Origin of the sequence: Microbacterium sp. SGAir0570, from assembly GCF_005491085.2 — a bacterium.
Taxonomy (GTDB): domain Bacteria; phylum Actinomycetota; class Actinomycetes; order Actinomycetales; family Microbacteriaceae; genus Microbacterium; species Microbacterium arborescens.
In genome coordinates this window covers 3,082,312-3,100,709 of sequence record NZ_CP027929.1, presented here as the reverse complement: position 1 = coordinate 3,100,709, position 18,398 = coordinate 3,082,312, and the positions used below count along the sequence as shown (strand labels likewise).

General features: G+C 70.1%; 18 protein-coding genes. 7 read left to right on the top strand and 11 right to left on the bottom strand.

Going from position 1 to position 18,398, the window contains the following annotated elements; all coding sequences use genetic code 11:
* Positions 1–117: 117 nt before the first annotated feature.
* The 3 genes from C1N74_RS14675 to C1N74_RS14665 all read right to left on the bottom strand — a co-directional run bounded on the left by C1N74_RS14675 (position 118) and on the right by C1N74_RS14665 (position 2,250).
* Positions 118–645: a S26 family signal peptidase gene (locus tag C1N74_RS14675; protein ID WP_114598387.1), complete on the bottom strand. Its 528-nt coding sequence runs from the start codon at positions 643–645 to the stop codon at positions 118–120.
* An 87-nt stretch (positions 646–732) separates the two neighbouring features.
* Positions 733–1,338, bottom strand: a complete 606-nt coding sequence (locus C1N74_RS14670; protein ID WP_137750806.1) for a hypothetical protein — start codon at positions 1,336–1,338, stop codon at positions 733–735.
* A gap of 177 nt (positions 1,339–1,515) precedes the next feature.
* Positions 1,516–2,250, bottom strand: a complete 735-nt coding sequence (locus C1N74_RS14665) for a hypothetical protein (RefSeq protein WP_137750805.1) — start codon at positions 2,248–2,250, stop codon at positions 1,516–1,518.
* Positions 2,251–2,551: 301 nt separating this feature from the next.
* Between C1N74_RS14665 and C1N74_RS14660 the strand changes: the two genes are divergently transcribed.
* On the top strand, positions 2,552–3,046 hold the full coding sequence (locus tag C1N74_RS14660) for a DUF1269 domain-containing protein (protein WP_137750804.1): 495 nt from the start codon (positions 2,552–2,554) through the stop codon (positions 3,044–3,046).
* A 52-nt stretch (positions 3,047–3,098) separates the two neighbouring features.
* Here C1N74_RS14660 and C1N74_RS14655 read toward each other — a convergent pair whose 3' ends face one another.
* The 3 genes from C1N74_RS14655 to C1N74_RS14645 are packed head-to-tail and all read right to left on the bottom strand — an operon-like array spanning position 3,099 to position 4,698.
* A complete protein-coding gene (locus C1N74_RS14655) occupies positions 3,099–3,329 on the bottom strand; it encodes a helix-turn-helix transcriptional regulator (protein ID WP_023953812.1) in 231 nt (76 codons plus the stop codon).
* Positions 3,326–3,940 carry a hypothetical protein gene (locus C1N74_RS14650; RefSeq protein WP_137750803.1) on the bottom strand — a complete coding sequence of 205 codons (615 nt, stop codon included), beginning with the start codon at positions 3,938–3,940 and terminating at the stop codon, positions 3,326–3,328. Before C1N74_RS14650 ends, C1N74_RS14655 begins: the two co-directional genes overlap by 4 nt.
* Positions 3,940–4,698 carry a hypothetical protein gene (locus tag C1N74_RS14645; protein ID WP_137750802.1) on the bottom strand — a complete coding sequence of 253 codons (759 nt, stop codon included), beginning with the start codon at positions 4,696–4,698 and terminating at the stop codon, positions 3,940–3,942. Before C1N74_RS14645 ends, C1N74_RS14650 begins: the two co-directional genes overlap by 1 nt.
* A 175-nt stretch (positions 4,699–4,873) precedes the next feature.
* Here C1N74_RS14645 and C1N74_RS14640 point away from each other — a divergent pair, with 175 nt between their 5' ends.
* The 3 genes from C1N74_RS14640 to C1N74_RS14630 all read left to right on the top strand — a co-directional run bounded on the left by C1N74_RS14640 (position 4,874) and on the right by C1N74_RS14630 (position 9,032).
* A complete protein-coding gene (locus C1N74_RS14640; protein WP_023953818.1) occupies positions 4,874–7,399 on the top strand; it encodes an ATP-dependent Clp protease ATP-binding subunit in 2,526 nt (841 codons plus the stop codon).
* Positions 7,400–7,544: 145 nt separating this feature from the next.
* Positions 7,545–8,051, top strand: a complete 507-nt coding sequence (locus tag C1N74_RS14635) for a GNAT family N-acetyltransferase (RefSeq protein ID WP_258317935.1) — start codon at positions 7,545–7,547, stop codon at positions 8,049–8,051.
* Between the two features lie 231 nt (positions 8,052–8,282).
* The gene (locus C1N74_RS14630; RefSeq protein WP_258317934.1) at positions 8,283–9,032 is read left to right on the top strand and encodes a gamma-glutamyl-gamma-aminobutyrate hydrolase family protein; all 750 of its coding nucleotides are present in this window, start codon (positions 8,283–8,285) and stop codon (positions 9,030–9,032) included.
* 153 nt (positions 9,033–9,185) lie between these two features.
* Here C1N74_RS14630 and C1N74_RS14625 read toward each other — a convergent pair whose 3' ends face one another.
* Entirely contained in the window at positions 9,186–10,070 is an 885-nt protein-coding gene (locus C1N74_RS14625) for a transglutaminase family protein (RefSeq protein ID WP_023953824.1), read from the bottom strand.
* Positions 10,067–12,556, bottom strand: a complete 2,490-nt coding sequence (locus tag C1N74_RS14620) for a circularly permuted type 2 ATP-grasp protein (protein WP_258317933.1) — start codon at positions 12,554–12,556, stop codon at positions 10,067–10,069. The genes C1N74_RS14625 and C1N74_RS14620 overlap by 4 nt, the downstream gene beginning before the upstream one ends.
* Before the next feature lie 98 nt (positions 12,557–12,654).
* On the opposite strand from C1N74_RS14620, the gene C1N74_RS14615 reads away from it, so the two are divergent.
* The 3 genes from C1N74_RS14615 (at position 12,655) to C1N74_RS14605 (ending at position 14,525) form a co-directional block, all read left to right on the top strand.
* Positions 12,655–13,167, top strand: coding sequence for an amino-acid N-acetyltransferase (locus C1N74_RS14615; protein ID WP_137750800.1), 513 nt, complete (start codon positions 12,655–12,657; stop codon positions 13,165–13,167).
* Between the two features lie 45 nt (positions 13,168–13,212).
* Positions 13,213–13,881, top strand: coding sequence for a hypothetical protein (locus C1N74_RS14610; protein ID WP_181405551.1), 669 nt, complete (start codon positions 13,213–13,215; stop codon positions 13,879–13,881).
* A 236-nt stretch (positions 13,882–14,117) separates the two neighbouring features.
* Positions 14,118–14,525 (top strand): hypothetical protein, encoded by a 408-nt coding sequence (locus tag C1N74_RS14605; RefSeq protein WP_023953832.1) that lies wholly within the window; start codon positions 14,118–14,120, stop codon positions 14,523–14,525.
* 466 nt (positions 14,526–14,991) lie between these two features.
* On the opposite strand, the gene radA is transcribed toward C1N74_RS14605, so the two are convergent.
* The 3 genes from radA to C1N74_RS14590 all read right to left on the bottom strand — a co-directional run bounded on the left by radA (position 14,992) and on the right by C1N74_RS14590 (position 18,312).
* Positions 14,992–16,356: a DNA repair protein RadA gene (gene radA, locus C1N74_RS14600; protein ID WP_137750799.1), complete on the bottom strand. Its 1,365-nt coding sequence runs from the start codon at positions 16,354–16,356 to the stop codon at positions 14,992–14,994.
* A gap of 187 nt (positions 16,357–16,543) precedes the next feature.
* Positions 16,544–17,500: an L-lactate dehydrogenase gene (locus tag C1N74_RS14595; protein WP_036304761.1), complete on the bottom strand. Its 957-nt coding sequence runs from the start codon at positions 17,498–17,500 to the stop codon at positions 16,544–16,546.
* A 32-nt stretch (positions 17,501–17,532) separates the two neighbouring features.
* On the bottom strand, positions 17,533–18,312 hold the full coding sequence (locus tag C1N74_RS14590) for an SDR family oxidoreductase (RefSeq protein ID WP_137750798.1): 780 nt from the start codon (positions 18,310–18,312) through the stop codon (positions 17,533–17,535).
* Positions 18,313–18,398 lie beyond the last annotated feature (86 nt).

Genomic DNA, 18,398 nt, shown 5'->3' with positions numbered 1-18,398 from the left:
CGCGCTTCCTTTCGGTGCGTGGGCGGTGAGGGCTCTCGATGACCGAGAACCGGGTGCCTCCCACACACAATCTGGCACTGATCGCTGTCAGTTTTCCAGGACCTCCGTGCTCCCGTCTCAGCTGAGCAGCTGCATCTCACGAGGCGACCCCATGTCGACGCGCTCCGCCTCCGGGCGCGGGCGGCGCCGCTGACCCGGGATGATGAAGAGCGTCAGGGCGAGCGCAGACACCGTCAGACGCCCTTCGATGCTCTGCAGGTACGCGAAGGTTCGAGCTGCGATGCCCGAGAGCGCGAAGCGGGGGGTGCCGAGCACCTGCTCCTGCGTGACCGGCTGCGGGTCGCGGCTGCTGTTCGCGTCTCCGCGAAGCCAGGCGCCGTCCTCCGTCAGAGAGTCGACGCGGTGCACGTACTGGCTCTGCCCCGACCCGAGGTCGAGCGAGGCGACGACGACCTCTCCCACTTTCCGGAGCTCGTCTCCGGTCGGGTTCTGTACCGAGAGGACGTCGCCCACCTGGAAGGTCGGCACCATCGAGCCGCTCGAGACCGTCACGAAGCGGTCGCCGCTCACCGTCGTCCATGCGAAGGGGAGCACCAGCAGGACGAGGAGGAGCACCGCGCTGCTGCGGAGGAATGCGCGGATCATGCGCGGTCCTTTCGGTCGGTCACGGGTCAAGGTGCGTTCCGGGAAGGCTCGGGGGCGGCGCGGGGAGGGCGCCGCCCCCGAGGCCGATCACGCCGGGTTCATGTAGCTGACGACGAAGTCGGCCGTCACGCGGTGCTCGTCACCGGCGTCGCCCTCGAGGACCGTCGGGTCCTCGAGCAGGATGCGCACCGGCACCTGGATCGAGGCGTTGCCCTCGATCGCGGAGGCCAGGCCGAGGGCCGTCGTGAACTCGACCGGCTCGGCCAGCGTTCCGGCCGCGACCCAGCTCGTGACCTGACCCGAGGCGTCGGTGACGCCGTAGCGGACCTGCAGGTTCTGCGCGAGGTTCGGCGAGATGTCGCCGCGCGTCTCGAAGCTGGCCGCGTACTGCGCCGCGTCACCGCCCTTGTTGGTGACGGTCCAGGTCGCGTCGACGAACTGGTTGTACTTCGTGGTGTCGAAGACGTGGTCGATCGGGGCGCCGGCGACCGTGAGGAGCGCGCCTCCGATGTCGTCGATGTCGCTTCCGGGAGCCGTCGCCGAGAACCGGTTGTCCACGATGGACGTCACGTGGTCCCAGTTCGCTCCGACGCCGACCATCCCGACACCGAGGGCTCCCGCCGCGATCACGGCCAGCAGCTTCTTCCGGTTCTTGTTCGACTGCGTCTTCTCCATCGTCTTCTCCATCGTCATCTCCACTCGTTTCGTATGGGAAACCGCACCCGACCGGGATGTTCTGCCCGGGTCGCCGTTGCTGCGCGGCTAATCAGAGGTTAGGAATCGCGCGGGATCCCTCAGCCGCGAAGCCGGGTCAGGTGAGTGACGACGAGTGCCCACCTAGGTGCGTGCCCCGGGTGGGCGCACGCACACCTAGGTGCCGGGTGCGTCGTGATGCTGCTCCCGCCGGCGCAGGAGGAGGCCGACGACCATGGCGAGCGCGGCCAGGAGCGAGGGCACCAGCCAGATCGACGACGGGGCGCCCGAGGCCGCCAGCCCGTTCCCGTGGCCGGGGGCGTCGCTCGGCGTGCCCGCGATGTACGACAGCTCGAAGTTCGCCGTCACCCTCTGCGTCTGACCCGACGGCAGATCGGAGGCGTCGCCGAGCGTCACTCGGACCGGGATGCTCGTCGAGCCGGGGCCCACCATGGTGGAGGCGCCCGTCACCGTGGAGTAGGGGACGGGATCGGCCAGGGTTCCCGCGGGCAGCCAGCGCGTCGCCGTCCCGTCCTCACCGCCGATGCCGTACTCGAGCGCGAGGGCTTCGGCGAGCGGCGCGCTCAGGTCGCCCACGGTGACGAAGACGCCCTCGAAGCTGTAGTCCACCTCCCGGTGCGCGGTCAGCGTCCAGCGAGCCTCCACACTGTCGCCGGGGCGGGCGGTGTCGAAGGAGTGGATCAGCGGCGATCCCTCGAGGACGAGGCCGGGCGGATCGGTACGGCCCTCGTCCTGGGTCGCGCTGGCGGGAGCGCCGGCGGCGAACGTCAGCCCGAGAAGGGCTGCCGTGGCGAAGCCGATCCGGTGGAGGAGCTGTCCGGAGCGTCGCTCCGGAGCCGCGTTCGCCTTCGGCCTCGGGGCTCGTCGCGGACGTCGTTCTCTGTGTGGCACGGTGCGCTCCTCTCCTGTACGAGAGCGCGTCGGTCAGCGTCGTGCAGCACGCCCCCCATGGACGCGCCGGATCCGCTGCGGCGCTCCGGTCAGATGCTCGCAGGCGTCTCTGTCTGGCGGCGGACGCCCGGGTCGGATTGCGTGCTCATCGCGGTGCGGCTGAGTGCCGCTCGTCGCGCTCTGAGTGCCGGCCGAAAGCGGAGGGCGACGCTCCGGGGGCGCCCCCGACCCCCCTTGTTGCTGTTCCGACGCGGAGATACCGTCGCCCCCGAGGGGACGAACCACACGGAATGAGGATTTCATGGCCGATTTGATCGTGATCGCTTTTGATACCGAGGCGGATGCCGAAGCCGCCTACAACGAGATTCAGGTTCTCCAGAACGACCTGGTCGTCGAACTCGCCGGCCTCGCCCTGGTCAAGGTCGACGAGGAGGGGAAGACGAAGGTCGAATACCCCGGCGTCGTCGGGAAGGTGGGAGCCGGCGCCGCGGGCGGCGCGCTGTTCGGGGCGCTGATCGGCATCCTGTTCTTCGTGCCCATCGCCGGGCTCGTCTTCGGCGGACTGTTCGGGGCGCTGTTCGCGGGCCTCGACAAGACCAATCTGGATGCCGAGTTCCGCGACCGCGTGAAGTCCGCCGTCTCCGCCGGGAAGTCGGCGGTCGTGCTCTACGCGACGAAGATCACGACGGACAAGTTCGCGTCGGCGCTCGCCGGCTACAACGGCACCGTCGTGCAGACGTCGCTGTCGGAGAAGGACGAGCGAGAGCTCATCCACGACCTCAGCAGCACGCGGTAATCCGGAGCGCGTCCGGGTCGGGGTGTCATTCGCCGCACCCCGGCCCGGTTCGTCAGTCCGCGCGGACCAGCAGGTCGCCGATCTCGCAGTCGAGCGCCCGACAGATCGCGGAGAGCGTCGAATAGCGGATGGCGCGGGCGCGATCGTTCTTGAGCACCGAGAGGTTCACGACCGAGACGCCGACCATCTCGGACAGGCGCGTGAGGGTCATCCCGCGCTCGGCGAGCAACTCGTCGAGGCGGCAATGGACCCCGCTTGGGCCGTCGTCGTCTGCCGGGCTCACACGAGGCCCTCGGTGTCGCGTTGCAGGCGCACGCCACGTCGGAAGGCGACCGCGATGAGGCCGACGGTCACACCGACCGCCCATACCGGCGCCCATTGCCAGAAGTCGAGGAAGTGCAGCGGTTCGACCTCGTCGACACCCAGGGCGGTGAGGATGCCGTTACGCCCGATGTTCTCGAGGACGAGCACGACGAATCCTCCTCCGACGAGCGCCCACCCGATGACATCGAAGGCGCGAGCGGTCGCCGGGACGAAGAACCGACCGCGCAAGAAGCTGCGCGCCACGTACATCACCGCGAGGATCACGAGGAGCGATGCGACGCCCCACGCGATGATCGAGCCGGCGAGCGCGGCCGCCGTTCCGCCATCGACCTCCGGCGCGATGACGAGGGCGTTCTGCACGATGCCGTCGACGTATCCCGTGCCGGATCCGACGGATGCCGAGAACGGTTCGTCGTCGATGTCGATCCTCCACGCGACGCCCGCCTCGCGGAAGACGTCCACGAAACGCGCGATGACCGTCAGCACGACGGTGATCGCGGCGCCGATGCCGAAAAGGAGGACGGTGATCGCGTCGGCGGCATCCGACCGGGGTCCGCGGGTGAGGGTCATCACACCAGTCCTTCCGTGTCGCGCTGGAGCCGTGAGCCGTACCGGAACACCGCGGCGAGGGCGGCGAGCCCGAGGCCCGCGGCGATCGGCCAGAACGGCAGGGTGATGTTGAGAGTCGCTTCCGGCCACCAGGCGAGCGGGTCGTCGATTCCGGGGATCTCGGTCCACCCCGCGCTGCCGCGCGCGAACAGCTCGTGCGAGGCCATGCTCCCGGCGATGTCCGAGAGCACCTGAGCGGCGGTACCGCCGACAGCGACGATGACAGCGGTCGCCATCGTCATGCGCACGATGATGCGGGTGAAGGCGCGTCCGGCCAGGAGCTGGAAGCAGGCCACGGCGATGAGCGCTGCGATCGCGGCGGGTATCAGCGACCACAGCGCCTGCCCGGCGGTCCAAAGCCCGCGCGCGAGAGGGCTGATGCCTGCCGCATCTACCTCGGCGACCGTGAAGCCGCCGCCGACGACCTCGGCCGTCGGGCCCGCATCGATCGTGACTCCCGGAAGGAGCTCGGGCCAGAATGTCGCGACCGGAACGCTCATGCGCGGCGCGTCGGCGGCGAGGTTCTGAACCACGGAGATGGCCGCGCCGAGCAGGCCGAAGGCCGCCCACAGCGCCGACAGTGTCAGTGCGACGCTCACGACGGGAGAAGGTTCGCCGCGACGGCGTGCGCGTGCTGCAGCGACACCGAACACGGTGGCCGCGACGACGATCACCACCGCGATCACCAGGATCGGGCCGATGTTCCACAAGACCAGCATTCTCTGGACGCTCCATATCGATAGTCGTTGTTATCGACAAACGTTATGGCCTGACCCTGCCGAGCGCAACCCTGCGTAACGCTATGCCGACGGCGAACACGGGCATACCCGTATCCGTGCCTGGTTACTCTCTTTCGTAAGCGCCCGGAGTCCCGGCGCTCGAAGGAGGCTGACGATGTTCGAGAGATTCACGGATCGTGCCCGTCGCGTGGTCGTGCTCGCCCAAGAAGAGGCGAAGATGCTCAACCACAACTACATCGGGACCGAGCACATCCTCCTGGGTCTGATCCACGAGGGTGAAGGCGTCGCGGCCAAGGCCCTCGAGAGCCTGGGCATCTCGCTCGACGCCGTGCGCGAGCAGGTGCAGGACATCATCGGTCAGGGGCAGCAGCAGCCGACCGGTCACATCCCGTTCACGCCGCGCGCGAAGAAGGTCCTCGAGCTGTCGCTGCGCGAAGCGCTGCAGCTCGGACACAACTACATCGGCACCGAGCACATCCTCCTCGGCCTCATCCGCGAGGGCGAGGGAGTCGCCGCTCAGGTGCTCGTCAAGCTCGGCGCCGACCTGAACAAGGTGCGCCAGCAGGTCATCCAGCTGCTCAGCGGCTACCAGGGCAAGGAGCCCGCCGGCGCGACCGTCGGCGCGGGCGAGCAGACCCAGGCGCCGCAGGGCGGCTCGGCCGTGCTCGACCAGTTCGGGCGCAACCTCACGCAGGCCGCGCGCGACAACAAGCTCGACCCGGTGATCGGCCGCGAGAAGGAGATCGAGCGGGTCATGCAGATCCTCTCGCGTCGCTCCAAGAACAACCCCGTCCTGATCGGCGAGCCCGGCGTCGGCAAGACCGCCGTCGTCGAGGGCCTCGCCCAGGCGATCGTCAAGGGAGATGTGCCCGAGACGCTCAAGGACAAGCAGGTCTACTCGCTCGACCTCGGATCGCTCATCGCCGGTTCCCGCTACCGCGGCGACTTCGAGGAGCGCCTGAAGAAGGTCACGAAGGAGATCCGCACCCGCGGCGACATCATCGTCTTCATCGACGAGATCCACTCGCTCGTCGGTGCCGGTGCGGCCGAAGGCGCGATCGACGCGGCGTCGATCCTCAAGCCGCTGCTCGCCCGCGGCGAGCTCCAGACGATCGGTGCCACGACGCTCGACGAGTACCGCAAGCACTTCGAGAAGGATGCCGCCCTCGAGCGCCGGTTCCAGCCGATCCAGGTCGGCGAGCCCAGCATCCCTCACGCGATCAACATCCTGAAGGGCCTGCGCGACCGCTACGAGGCGCACCACAAGGTGCAGATCACCGACGGTGCACTGGTCGCCGCGGCCAACCTCGCCGACCGGTACGTCAGCGATCGCTTCCTGCCCGACAAGGCCATCGACCTGATCGATGAGGCCGGCGCCCGCCTGCGCCTGTCGATCCTGTCGTCGCCGCCCGAGCTGCGCGAGTTCGACGAGAAGATCGCCAAGGTCCGTGAGGACAAGGAGCGCGCGAGCGAGGAGCAGGACTTCGAGAAGGCCGCGGCGCTCCGCGACGAGGAGAAGTCGCTGCTCGCCGAGCGCCTGCGTCTCGAGAAGCAGTGGCGTTCGGGTGACGTCGCGTCGCACGCGGTGGTCGACGAAGGCCTTATCGCCGAAGTGCTCGCCCAGGCCACCGGCATCCCGGTGTTCAAGCTCACCGAGGAGGAGACCAGCCGTCTCGTCTTCATGGAGAAGGCGCTGCACCAGCGCGTCGTCGGCCAGGAAGAGGCCATCGCGGCGCTCTCGCGCACGATCCGTCGTCAGCGTGCTGGTCTGAAGGACCCCAAGCGTCCCTCGGGCTCGTTCATCTTCGCCGGTCCCACCGGCGTCGGAAAGACCGAGCTGGCCAAGGCGCTCGCCGAGTTCCTGTTCGACGACGAGGGTGCGCTGATTTCCCTCGACATGTCGGAGTTCGGCGAGAAGCACACCGTCTCGCGTCTGTTCGGTGCCCCTCCCGGATTCGTCGGATTTGAAGAGGGCGGCCAGCTCACCGAGAAGGTGCGCCGCAAGCCGTTCTCGGTCGTGCTCTTCGACGAGATCGAGAAGGCCCACCCCGACATCTTCAACTCGCTGCTGCAGATCCTCGAAGAGGGTCGTCTGACCGACGGTCAGGGCCGCATCGTCGACTTCAAGAACACCGTGATCATCATGACGACGAACCTCGGTTCGTCGGCGATCGCCGGTGGTCCGGTCGGCTTCCAGGTCGAGGGCAACGCGCAGACCAGCTACGAGCGGATGAAGGGCAAGGTCGACGAGGAGCTCAAGCGGCACTTCAAGCCCGAGTTCCTCAACCGCGTCGACGACGTCATCGTCTTCCCGCAGCTGAACAAGGCCGAGCTCCGTCAGATCGTCGACCTGTTCACGAAGCGACTGAGCGACCGTCTGCTCGACCGCGACATGACGGTGGAGCTGTCGGATGCCGCGAAGGACCGCCTCATCGAGATCGGCTTCGACCCGGCGCTCGGTGCCCGGCCGCTGCGTCGTGCGATGCAGCGCGAGGTCGAGGACCAGCTCAGCGAGAAGATCCTGCACGGTGAGCTCAACGCGGGCGACCACGTCAAGGTCGACACCGAGGGCGGAAAGTTCGTCTTCGAGACGGCTCCGCGCGAGGGCAAGGTCGCGGTCGGCGTCGGCGCGGCCGGCGAGATCGCCGCGACCCCCGACATCGCTGCGAGCGGCGACTGACCGGGTTCGCGAGAGCGACCAGCTGCACGGAGGGGCGGATGCTGCGGCATCCGCCCCTCCGGCGTTTCCGGCGCGGGTGGGTCGTGCGCTGGCTCGGAGGGCGAGGGCATGGCTCGGACGGCCGCCGGTGCCCGAGAATGGCGGGATGCAGTCGAACACCGTCGTCGTTCGTGCCGTCGACAGGATGGATGCGGATCGGGCTGCCGTCTCGGGCCTCCTTCGCAATTACCACCTGCAGACGGAACACGAGAAGGCCCAGCACGGGGCGGCGGACCGGCTCGCCGGTGCTGAGCTCCCGGCGCGATACCAGGCCGAGATCGACGACCCGGCGTCGGCGTTCGCGGGAGCGGTGGTCGTCGTCGTCGAGGGGCACGACGGGGTCGTCGGCATGGTGGCGCTGCACCGCGCCGCACGCGACGTCGAGGTGAAGCGGCTGTGGGTCGCGCCGGCCGGACGCCGGCGCGGGGTAGCGGCGGCTCTCATGGCATACGCGCGCGAGCACGCCGAGCGAGCGGATGCGGAGGGGCTGCGGCTGTCCGTCTGGGACTGGCGCGCCGACGCGCTCGCCCTCTATCGGTCTCAGGGTTTCACCATCGAGCCGTCGTGGGAATCGCGCGCGCGACTGATCTGCCTGCGCCGAGCGCTGCGCTGACCTCAAGCTCGTCGCCCTCCGCTCATCTCCGCGCTCCGTTTCGCTTCCCGGTGTCGCCAACAGGCTGAGCGCGGTGGCGTGCGGTGTCTCGGTCGCCGTGTGCGCCCGGAGCCGGTCGACGGGACGCGTCGCATGGACCTCGGCGCGTTGCCCGCGGTCTGCCGCCCGCATCCCGGAGGGCGGTGTGCCGCGTGTGATCGGCGCGAAACACAGCGGTTCTACGATCGGCGCGTGAGCAGCGACGACGCCACGACGGCGCCCCGACCCGTCATCGGCCTGACGACCTACCTCGAGCGTGCGCAACAGGGGGTGTGGGACGTGCGGGCGAGCTTCCTGCCGCAGCAGTACTTCGACGGGGTGACGTCATCGGGCGGTGCCGCGCTGCTGCTGCCGCCGCAGCCGTCGCCCCGGGCCGCCGCGGATGTCGTGCTCGACCGGATCGACGGCCTCGTGCTCACGGGCGGCCTCGACGTGCAGCCCGAGCTGTACGGCGCCGAGCGGCACCCCCTCACGGATCCGGCCCGGTCCGACCGCGACGACTGGGAGCTGGCTCTGCTGCGAGGCGCCCGCGAGCGCGGCATCCCGGTTCTCGGCATCTGCCGCGGATTGCAGCTCATCAACGTCGCCGCGGGCGGCACGCTCCATCAGCATCTCCCGGACGTGCTGGGCACCGATCGCTACCAGCTCGGCGACGGTGTCTTCGCGCGGAACGAGGTCGCGGTGTCGACCGGGACGATGCTGTCCGAGCTCGTCGGAACGGGCGCCCTCACCGTGAGCAGCTATCACCACCAGGGCATCGACCGCCTCGGCGACGATCTCGTGGTCTCGGCGCGCAGCGGCGAGGGCCTGCCGCAGGCGATCGAGTCTCCCGGGTCGGATTTCCTCATGGCGGTGCAGTGGCATCCCGAGGAGGATGCCGCCGACCGCCGGCTCTTCCTCGGCCTCGTCGCCGCAGCGACGGAGTACGCAGCGGGCCGCTGAGCCCGCCGGCATCCGTGGCCGGTCGGCACGCGCTTACGTGCCGCGATGCAAGCATTCGTGCCCGACACCCCGGAGATGGATGCCCCGCCCCGGGGTGTCGGCGCGGATCCCTTGCATCCGCGCACGGCGGAACGCGCACGGCACCCCGGCGCGTCAGGGCTCGAGCGGGGCGACGTCGACCGAGACGCGCAGAGTCGAGGTCTTCGCCTCGGTGAAGATGATGCCCTTGACGGGCGAGACGTCGCCGTAGTCCCGGCCCCACGCGACCGTGACGTAGCGGTCGTTGGCCCACTGGTCGTTCGTCGGGTCGATCGCGAGCCACTGATCGGTGCCGGGCAGCCAGACCGCGAGCCACGCGTGCGAGGCATCGGCGCCGAAGACCCGCTCCTTGCCGGGCGGTGGCTGGGTCGCGAGGTAGCCCGAGACGTAGCGTGCCGCGACGCCGTGCGAGCGCAGGCACGCGAGGGCGACGTGAGCGAAGTCCTGGCAGACGCCGGCGCGCTTCTCCAGCGCATCGGCGACGGTGCTCGTGACGGTCGTCGCGGTGCTGTCGTAGTCGAAGTCGGTGTAGATGCGGTGCATCAGGTCGGTCGCCGCTTCGCCGATCGGGCGCCCCGGGGTGAGCGAGACCGCGCCGTAGGCGGCGGTGGCGTCCGACTGCGCGACGCGGGGAGACGGCATCGCGAACTCCGCGGCGCGCCACGCCCCCTCCTGGTCGGGATGCCGCAGCGGTCGCGCCGACTCCCAGGGCAGGTCGAGTGCTGCCGGGTCGTACTCCGGCGCGGAGACCACGACCTCGCTCGACGCCTCGATCGACAGCGCCTCATGCGCGTCGGTGACGTGGAAGTAGGTCGACCAGTTGCCGAAGTAGTCGGATTCGCGACGCATGTCGCCCGGGGCGGGGGAGACGACGACATCCGCCTCGCGCACCCGTTGTCCGGGCAGCTCGCGCGGGATCAGGTGGAACTGCCCGACGCTGTCCTCGACGGGGGCGCTGTAGGTGTAGGCGGTGCGATGCCAGACGCGGTACTGCTTCACGCGCGAGCCTCCATCAGTTCCTCGATGAGGGCGAGCGACGACAGGGCGACCGGGGGCGGGCCGCTCTCGAAGTGCAGCTCGTCGATCGCGTCGCCGAGCTGTTCGAGCTGCGCCATGAGGTCGTCGAGCAGCGCGGAGAGCGGCGATCGGATGCCGTCGACGGCATCCCCCAGCGCATCCGTGTCGATCGCGTCGACGAGGTTCTCGAGGTCGTCGACCAGGCGCTCCGGACGGGTCGACCCCGTCGATGCGGGAGCCGCCGCGAGATGCGTCCGCAGTTCGGCGAGGCAGAACGCGAGAGAGCGGGGGTTGTCGGGGTCGCGCAGCAGCAGGTCGAGCACGTCGCCGAGGCGCACCGACCCGCGGAATCGGCGGCGGTGGGTGACGATGCTCTCCGACGCGGTGAGCAGCGCCTCGAGGACGGCCCGTTCGGTGCGCGCGTCGCGGCGGTCGACGACGACCCGCAGCACGTGGCACACCTGCAGTGCGCGCTCGAGGAAGCGTCCCGCCTCGATGAAGTGCCATCCGGTGTCGCGCATCATGTTGGCCGTCACGCCCTGCAACGACAGCACGACGGTGAGCATGCGTCCCGCCGACTCGGCCGTACGGTGCGCGTGCGATGAGGCCCGGAGCGCACGAGAGGCGCGTTCGATGCCCGCGAAGACGCGCCAGGTGTCGCCCGACAGCTGGTCGCGGACTCCGTCGAGCGCCTCGCGCAGTCGGCTGAGCGCATGGGCGGCCGAGCCCACCCGCGCGGGGTCGAGCAGGAGCGACCGGAAATCGGCGTCGGCGGCATCCGGTCCCGGCCCGGCGAGCCGGTGGACGGCGTCGCGCAGCACGCGGGCGCTCGTGTGGCTGGCGCGGCCGGCTCCGGCGAGATCGAGCTGCTGCTGCGCCGTGAGCACGAGCCGCAGCAGGTCTTCGGCGCGCTCGGCGTAGCGACCCGACCAGAACATGTCGTCCAGGGCGCGCGGCGCGATGCTCGGAGCGCTCCGGCCGCCCGGGAGCGGACCGATCTCGACGAGGCCCTGGTCCGCGTCGCCCTCGGCGGCTTTCAGCACCCAGACGTCCTTCGTCGTCGGGGCTGCGTCGGGGCTCTCGCGCACCGTGGCGAGCCCGCCGAGGAGCGGGCGGTAGGCCGAGCCGTGGCGCAGAGTGAATGCGCGGAAGATCAGGGCCCGGGCACGCGCGCCCTCGCCGGTCCAGACGGGGGCCTGCGAGAGGGGCAGCAGCTCCTGGCCGACGTAACGGTGCGGAGCCGCCTCGATGCGAGCGGCGACGGCCGAGGCATCCCGTCCGGCGAGATCGCGGCGCGACCCGTCGATCGTCCGGACGAGCAACGTCGGGTCCTGCGCGCGCACGCGCTCGATGACGGTGGCGCGCGCTTCGTCGTCACCGCACCACCACGTCGGGACGGCGGGCAGGCGCAGCTGTTCGCCGAGCAGCGCCTCGCATGCGGCGGGCAGGTAGGGCAGGAGCGCCGGGTTCTCGAGGACGCCCGCTCCGAGCCCGTTGACCAGGCGCACGGTTCCGCGCCGCACCGCCTCGGTGAGGCCGGCCACACCCAGGCGCGAGTCGGAGCGCAGCTCGAGCGGGTCGCACCATTCCGCGTCGACGCGGCGCAGGATGACGTCGACCTGCTCGGTCGGTTCCCGGCGGGGCCAGCCGGTGGGCTTCATCCACACCCGGCCGCCGCGCACGACGAGGTCGCTGCCCTGCACGAGCGACAGGCCCAGGCCCCGCGCGAGGAAGGCCTGGTCGAACGCGGTCTCGGAGTGCGGCCCCGGCGTGAGGACGACGACGCGGGGCTCGGTGACGCCCTCGGGTGCGGATGCGGCGAGCGTCGCGTGCAGCGCCGAGAAGTAGGGCTCCATGCGGTGCGGGTCGCTCTGCTGGTACAGATCGGGGAGCACCTGCGAGATGACGCGGCGGTTCTCCATCGCGAACCCGAGGCCGGATGGGGCCTGCACGCGGTCGGCGAGCACGCGCCATTCGCCGTCGGCGTCACGACCGAGGTCGGTGCCCGACAGCAGCAGCGGATGCCGGTCTGCCGCGGTCGCCCGCGCGAGGGGGCGGAGGAATCCCGAGTGGCCGAGCACCGCGGCGGCGGGGACGACCCCCGACGACAGCAGGTTCTGCGGTCCGTACAGGTCGGCGAGGACGGCGTTCAGCAGCTCGGCGCGCTGTGCGAGGCCCGTCTCGAGCGGGGCCCAGCTGGCGGCGTCGACGACGAGCGGAACGGGGTCGAGCTGCCAGGGCTGGGCGCCGCTGTCGGGCCGGACGTAGGTCACGCCGTCATCGGCGAGAAAACGGGTGATCTCGCCTTCGACGCGGCCGAGCTCGGACGGCGTCAGGGCCAGCGCGAGGCCCGCGAGAGACTGCCAGGCCGGGCGGAGGCCGCCGTCGGCGTCGACCACCTCGTCGTAGCGTGACAGGTCTGCAGGTCCGTGGGGAAGCGACGACAGCGGCAGTGTCGGCTGGGACACTGCGGCTGCGTAGTCACGGAGCACGCTCACGTCGGCACTCCAAAGCGGGAGGGATCTCGGGCTGAGGCAACCTTACCGGCGCGGACTATCGTTGAGGTGTGAGCTCCGACGACCCGGCCTTCGTCGTCCGCCCCGCACGGGCGAGCGACGTCCGCGGCATCCGCGAGATGCTCGAGCCCTGGGTGCAGCGACGAATTCTGCTCGGCAAGGACCTGGTGGTGCTCTACGAGTCGGTGCAGGAGTTCGTCGTCGCCGAGGCCGACGGGCGGCTGATCGGATGCGGCGCCCTCCATGTCATGTGGGAAGACCTCGGCGAGGTGCGCACCCTCATCGTCGTCGACGAGTGGCTGCACCGTGGAGTGGGCGGCGCGATCGTCGACCGGCTCGAACAGGGCGCTCGGGAGCTCGGCCTGTCGCGCCTGTTCTGCCTCACGTTCGAGGTCGACTTCTTCGCGCGTCGCGGCTTCGAGGCGATCGGCGAGCAGATCGTCGATGCCGACGTGTACTCCCAGCTGCTGCGGAGCCCCGACGAGGGCATCGCGGAGTTCCTCGACCTCGCGCACGTCAAGCCGAACACCCTGGGCAACACCCGGATGCTCAAGCACCTCTAGGCGTGCCGCCTCGGCGGCATCCGGCCCGCGTCCTACCCTGGCTTCATGACCGACACGCCGCCTCGCCGCCGTCATTCGCCCGCGGTCTACCGTCGGCGACGTCTCGTGCTGCTCCTCGTCGTGCTCCTCGTCATCGCGGCCGTCGTGCTCGCGTTCTGGCGCCCGTGGGAGGGCTCGACCGCGGGCAGCGCGCCCGCTCCGACCGTGTCGTCGGATGCCGGCGAGGCGTCGGCGTCTCCTCCGGCCGACCAGCCCGCGCCCGCGGCATCCCCGAGCGCGCCTCAGCCGCCTTCGGACGCCACGCCGGCCGACGTCGAGGCATGCTCTGCTCGATCGGTCCAGGTCTCCGCGGTCACCGATAAGGACGCCTACGGCGCCGGCGAGCTGCCGCAGCTGTCGATCTCACTGACGAACTCGGGCGCGGAGCCGTGCCTGCTCAACGTCGGCACGGCGACGCAGAAGCTGACGGTTTCGAGCGGCCCCGACGTCTGGTGGCGCTCGACCGACTGTCAGAGCGAGTCGAGCGACCAGGTCGTGCAGATCGATCCCGGACAGACGGTCTCGAGCGTGACGCCGATCACCTGGGATCGCACGCGGTCGTCGGTGGACAGCTGCGACGGGGAGCGGCCGGCAGCGCCCGCGGGCTACTTCAATCTGGCGGTCGAGATCGGCGGGCTGGCGGGTCAGCAGGAACGTCAGTTCGTCCTGCGCTGAAGCCGTCGCGTGGGTGAGACTTTTCTCACCGGCTAGAGGCAGACAGGGGTCGGGACCGGTCGTAACCTGGATGCAGTTCCCCGAGGAACCCCCGCTGTCCCCAGCAGCGAGTAGTCGCGTAACCCCCCAGAATCGCGACGACGGATCCCCACCTCGGGCGAGCGATGGGCCCTCTCGATTTCCTCAGTCCCCAATGAAGAGTTCGAGAGGGCCCCTTCTCTCTCTAGGCTGAGGTGATGGCTGGAAAGAAGCGGGGCGCGAAGAAGCCGCTGCCCGAGTTCCGCAACCCGCAGCTCGCCGACGCTCTGCAGACGCAGGACATGGCGGCCCTCGCGTTCGCCCTGCGGCACGGCCCGACCGTCGTGCCGCTCATGCGGCCGGGGAACCGGGATGATCCGCGCGACGTCGGGGAGATCTGGACCTATCGGGATCCGAACACGGGGGATGTCGCGCTGCTCCTGTTCAGCGATGCGGCACACAAGCCCGAGGCGCTCCCGGCCCATGTCGCGCTGCAGTCGCCCGGCGGTCTGCGCGCGTTCCTCGGGGTTCACGAGTCGGAGATCACCACGGTGTTCTTCGACATCGCGGGCCCGCACCCGATGCAGGCCGCCCCGCAGGACGTGATCGCCGCCCTCGACGCGTGATCCGGGGTCTCGGGTTCGGGTTTGGGCTCGGGGTTTGGGGTTTGGGGCTCGTGGTTTGGGTTGGCGCTTCGCGCCCGCTCGGGCGCTGAGTTTGGGCGTGAGCTGCCAGGTGGCCGGGGTGTGTTGGGCTCGAGGTTTGGGCTGGCAGTTGGTGCCCCGTCATTCCTCGGGTGGGGCGTGAACTGCCAGGTGAGGCGGGGTGTGTTGGGGTGCTGGTCGCTGGGTTGGCAGTTGGTGCCCCGTCATTCCTCGGGTGGGGGCGTGAGCTGCCAGGTGAGGCGGGGTGGGCTTGGGCTCGAGGTTTGGGCTGGCAGCTGGTGCCCCGTCACCCCTGGGGTGGGGCGTGAGCTGCCAGGTGAGGCGGGGTGGGTTGGGGGCTGGTCGCTGGGTTGGCAGTTGGTGCCCAGTCACCCCTCGGGCGGGGGCGTGAGCTGCCAGGTCAGGCGGAGTGAGGGGCGTGAGCGGGTCAGAAGCCGGCGTCGGTGGCGGATGCCGCGGGCTGGCGCACCTGGAGGTCGCGCATAGCTCCCCCGATGGTGCGGGATGAGGCATCCACCACCGCGGTATAGCCCATGCGCTTCGCTTCGGACTGGCGCTGGTTCGACTGGGTGACCGGGCGGATCTCGCCCGCGAGGCTGAGCTCACCGAAGGCCGCCACCTGTCGCGACACGGCCTTGCCGCCGACGGCGCCGGCGATGGCGATGGCGATGGCGAGGTCGGCGGCGGGCTCGACGAGGCGCACGCCGCCCACGGTCGAGACGTAGACATCCTGGTCACTCGTGACTGCGACTCCCCGCTTCTCGAGCACGGCGAGGATCATCGCGACGCGAGCGCTGTCGACGCCGCTGACGACACGGCGGGGGTTCGGCGCCCCGGTCTTGAGCGTCAGTGCCTGGACTTCGACGGGCAGCGCGCGTCGACCCTCGAGCGCGATCGTCACGCAGGTTCCGGGGACGGGGTCGCCGTGGCCCAGGAACAGCGCGCTCGGATCGGGCACCTCTGCGATGCCGTCGCCGGTCATGTCGAAGCATCCGACCTCATCCGTCGGCCCGAAACGGTTCTTCAGTGCTCGGACGAACCGGAGCGAGGTCTGCCGGTCTCCCTCGAACTGGCAGACGACGTCGACGAGGTGCTCCAGGACGCGGGGGCCGGCGATCGACCCGTCTTTCGTGACGTGTCCGACGATGAGGACGGGGAGGTCGCGCTCTTTCGCGACACGGATCAGCGTCGACGCCACTTCGCGCACCTGGCTCGGCTGGCCGGCCACTCCGTCGGAGAGCGATGACGACACCGTCTGCACCGAGTCGACGATGAGCAGATCGGGACGCACCTCGTCGACGTGGCCGAGCACCGTGGCGAGGTCGGTCTCACTTGCGAGGTAGAGCGCGTCGTGCAGCGCGCCGGTCCGCTCGGCACGGAGCCGGACCTGACCGAGCGACTCCTCGGCACTCACGTAGAGCACGCGACGGCCCGAGCGAGCCGACTGGGCGGCCACCTCGAGCAGCAGAGTCGACTTGCCGACGCCGGGCTCACCCGACAGCAGGATCGCCGCGCCGGGGACGACGCCGCCGCCGAGCACGCGGTCGAACTCGCCGACACCGCTCGACCGCCGTGGCGCCTCGGTCGTGTCGATCTCGGTGATCGGACGAGCGGCGCGCGCAGCGCCTGGACTCACCGCCGTCACGGTCGACGTGATGCCGGTCTGCGTCGCCGCCTCGACGACGGTGCCCCACTGCTGGCACTCCCCGCAGCGGCCGACCCACTTCGCCGTCGTCCACCCGCATTCCGTGCACTTGAAGGCCGTGGTGGGGGCGGGACGTCGAGAGGCCATGCGTCCAGGGTAGGCGCGACCTCCGACATCCCCTCGTCTGTCAGCGCCGGCGCCGGTTCGGGCGATACATACGTCGGACCGGTGGTGCGGATGTCGCACACCCGGGCCTCCGGGACGACACCAGCACCGCCGGTCCGACGGATGTATCAGCACCCCGCGCGACCTCGCGCGCCGGGCGCGCGCGAGGTCAGCCGCGCAGGGAGGTGGCGACGTCGCTGAGGGCCGCCGCCGAGTGCTGGAACAGCTCGAGCTCGCGCTTGGAGAACTCGATCTCGCGCACAGGGAACGCGCCCCGGCGGTTGACGACCGACGGCACGGACAACGCCATGCCGTCGACACCGTGGAAGTCGCGCAGCACCGTGGAGACGGGCAGTACGGCATCCTCGTCGCGCAGGATCGCCTCGACGATGCGCGCGCTCGAGAGGCCGATGGCGTAGTTCGTCGCACCCTTGCCCTGGATCACCTTGTATGCGGCGTCGCGGACGTCGACGGCGATCTGGTCCAGCTCCTCGGCGGTGAACTTGGGCTGACCGTCGAGGGGCACCCAGTCGAGGATGGGCACCGTGCCGATGGTGGCATGCGACCACAGCGGGAACTCGGTGTCACCGTGCTCGCCGACGATGTAGGCGTGCACGCTCGAGATCGAGACACCGGCGCGACGGGCGATCTTCCAGCGCAGACGCGAGGTGTCGAGAACGGTGCCGGAGGCGAAGATGCGCTCGGGCGGCAGGTCGGTGGCCTCCTGCGCGAGAACGGTGAGCACGTCGCACGGGTTGGTCACGATGACGAAGGTCGCATTGGGGGCGACCTCGAGCAGCTGCGGCATCATCGAGGCGATGATGCCGGCATTCACGCCCGCGAGCTCCGTGCGCGTCTGTCCGGGCTTCTGCTTGGCGCCGGCGGTGATGACCACGACGTGCGAGCCCTCTGCGACAGAGATGTCGGACCCGCCGATGATGTCGCTCGAGCCGGTGAACTGAGCGCCGTGTGCGAGGTCGAGCACCTCGGCCTCGGTCTTCTCGGTGGCGATGTCGTAGAGGGCCACGTGACGGGCCGAGCCGCGGATGAGGGCCGCGTAGGCGACGCTGGATCCGACGGCGCCCGCGCCGACGACGGTGAGTTTGGAGTTCTCGATCGCGCTCATGATCTCAGTCTGGCAGGGGCGCATGAGAGTCGCTACCGGGCCCCTCTCCGACCTGCGTGGGGGTCGGAGGAGTTGAGTGTCCGCACGACATCTGCGTAGTCGCCGCGCGCTTCACCATGGCGCAGGAACTTCACGCGCTCGACGAGCACTTCACGCACATCGGCATCCCGCTCGAGGATCGCCATCACCTCGTCGACGAACTCGTCGAGCGGCTGCGCTTGCGGGTTGTCGGCGTGACCGGGCATGAGGTCGGTCTGCACAGCCGGCGGCACGAGCTCCACGATCTCGACGGGGGAGCCGGCGTACTGCAGACGCAGCGATTCGCTCAGCATGTGGATCGCCGCCTTCGTGGCGTTGTAGCTGGGCGTCGCAGCGAGCGGGGCGAAGGCCAGCCCCGACGAGACCGTCATGATCGTCGCGGCGGGGCGGGTCAGCAGGTGCTCGATGAATGCGCCGATCAGCCGGATGGGCCCCATCAGGTTCGTCGTGACGGTGCGTTCCGCGCTGTCGACGAATCCCACGGGAGAGGTCCAGTCCTCCGCATTCATGATGCCCGCCATCGTCACGAGCACGTCGAGGCCGGGATGCCGTTCCAGAACCTCGGCGGCGGCGCGTTCGATGGATGCGGCATCCGACGTGTCGATCTCGACGCCGTCGATGCCCGGGTGCGACGAGCGGAGGTCGTCGATGAGTTCGCGCCGGCGGCCACCGACGATGACCGTGTTGCCGCGCTCGGCGAGAGCGATGGCGAGCGCGCGGCCGATGCCGCTCGTCGCGCCGGGGATGAAGATGGTGCGTCCGGTGATGTCCATGCGACGACTCTCGTCGCGGCATCCGTGCGCGTCCAGGCACGCGTGAACGGGGGAGCGGCGATCCCTGGCTCGAGCGGGTCGCCGCG

Bases quoted from the DNA above. Each gene is read 5' to 3' on its own strand.
- C1N74_RS14590 (WP_137750798.1), bottom strand. From the start codon at position 18,312: ATGGACATCACCGGACGCACCATCTTCATCCCCGGCGCGACGAGCGGC.
- C1N74_RS14640 (WP_023953818.1), top strand. From the start codon at position 4,874: ATGTTCGAGAGATTCACGGATCGTGCCCGTCGCGTGGTCGTGCTCGCC.
- C1N74_RS14660 (WP_137750804.1), top strand. From the start codon at position 2,552: ATGGCCGATTTGATCGTGATCGCTTTTGATACCGAGGCGGATGCCGAA.
- C1N74_RS14605 (WP_023953832.1), top strand. From the start codon at position 14,118: ATGGCTGGAAAGAAGCGGGGCGCGAAGAAGCCGCTGCCCGAGTTCCGC.
- C1N74_RS14610 (WP_181405551.1), top strand. From the start codon at position 13,213: ATGACCGACACGCCGCCTCGCCGCCGTCATTCGCCCGCGGTCTACCGT.
- C1N74_RS14650 (WP_137750803.1), bottom strand. From the start codon at position 3,940: ATGACCCTCACCCGCGGACCCCGGTCGGATGCCGCCGACGCGATCACC.
- C1N74_RS14635 (WP_258317935.1), top strand. From the start codon at position 7,545: ATGCAGTCGAACACCGTCGTCGTTCGTGCCGTCGACAGGATGGATGCG.
- C1N74_RS14595 (WP_036304761.1), bottom strand. From the start codon at position 17,500: ATGAGCGCGATCGAGAACTCCAAACTCACCGTCGTCGGCGCGGGCGCC.
- C1N74_RS14645 (WP_137750802.1), bottom strand. From the start codon at position 4,698: ATGCTGGTCTTGTGGAACATCGGCCCGATCCTGGTGATCGCGGTGGTG.
- C1N74_RS14675 (WP_114598387.1), bottom strand. From the start codon at position 645: ATGATCCGCGCATTCCTCCGCAGCAGCGCGGTGCTCCTCCTCGTCCTG.
- C1N74_RS14670 (WP_137750806.1), bottom strand. From the start codon at position 1,338: ATGACGATGGAGAAGACGATGGAGAAGACGCAGTCGAACAAGAACCGG.
- radA (WP_137750799.1), bottom strand. From the start codon at position 16,356: ATGGCCTCTCGACGTCCCGCCCCCACCACGGCCTTCAAGTGCACGGAA.